This is a genomic window from Roseomonas sp. TS2, from assembly GCF_058833935.1.
The window spans coordinates 1-1,196 of record NZ_JCACVY010000357.1 but is presented as its reverse complement, the minus strand read 5'-3'; the positions used below and the strand labels follow the sequence as shown (position 1 = coordinate 1,196).

The 1,196-nt window shown below is 74.8% G+C and carries 1 protein-coding gene; it reads right to left on the bottom strand.

What is annotated here, in order from left to right; translation table 11 throughout:
• Positions 1-27: 27 nt before the first annotated feature.
• A complete protein-coding gene (locus tag ACZJYS_RS24365; protein WP_493180654.1) occupies positions 28-1,149 on the bottom strand; it encodes a M20/M25/M40 family metallo-hydrolase in 1,122 nt (373 codons plus the stop codon).
• Positions 1,150-1,196: the final 47 nt, after the last annotated feature.

Here is a 1,196-nt window from a genome sequence, read left to right as displayed (position 1 = left end):
CCCTGTCGGCCCCGCGCCCGGCCGGCCTCAGACGCTGGCCAGCAGCCCGGCGAAGAGCCGCGCGCGCGGCACCAGGCTGTCGATCAGCAGGTGCTCCTGCAGGGTGTGGATGCCCGCCCCCTGCACGCCCAGCCCGTCCAGCGTGGGGATGCCCATGGCGCCGGTGAAGTTGCCGTCCGAGCCGCCGCCGGCGCTCTGGTGGCTGATGGCGAAGCCGAGCTTGGCCGCCAGCCCCTTCGCCGTGGCGTAGAGGCCCATGGTGTTGGCATCCGGCTCCCACACCGGGCGGGTCACGCCGCGCCGCACCGCGAGCTGCACGTCGGCGGCGCCGGCGGCGAGGCCGAGCATCCGCTCCACGGCCTGGTCGAGGTCGGCCTGCCGCTTGGCCATGGTCAGCGCCTCGGCGTCGCAATGGGTGGCCACGCAGTTCACCCACTGCCCGCCCTGCACCACGCCCACCGAGAAGGTGCAGGCCTCGGTGGTCATCGCCTCGATCGCCAGCACCTGCCGGCACATCTCGCGGATGGCGCTGCGCCCGTCGGAGAGGGCGGAGCCGGCATGGCTTGGCCGGCCCGTGGTGCGCAGGTTGAAGCGGGCGATGGCGTAGCGGCCCGTCACCACGCCGCCATCGGGGCGCGCCGGCTCGGGCACCAGCACCACCTCGTGCCGCGCCGCCTCGGCCTCGATCAGGTCGCGCGTCGAGGGGCTGCCGATCTCCTCGTCGCTGGTCAGCAGGAAGGTGACGGGGCGGCGCGTGGCGATGCCGGCCTGCACCATCGCGGCCATCGCCTGCAGCGCGATGTAGGTGCCGCCCTTCATGTCGCAGATGCCGGGGCCGAAGGCGCGCTCGCCCTCGACGCGGTAGGGCAGGGCGCCGAGCGTGCCGACGGGGTGGACGGTGTCGAGATGCGCCAGCACCAGGATGCCGCCCTCCATCTCGCCATCCGGGTGCGGGAAGCGGGCGCGCACGCAGTCGCCGAGGCCCATCCGGCCGGGGATGCGCTCGACGCGGGCGCCGAGCAGCGCCAGGTCGCGCGAGGCCAGCGACATCATGCGGTTGACGGCGGCGGCGTCGAAGGTGGGGCTCTCGCACTCCACCCAGGGGCGCAGCCCCTCCAGCAGCGCGGTGGCCTCGAAGGGCAGGGCCAGGGCGCGCTGGGCCTCCGGCTGTTCGGTACGGGTCTCGGTGGCGTCCA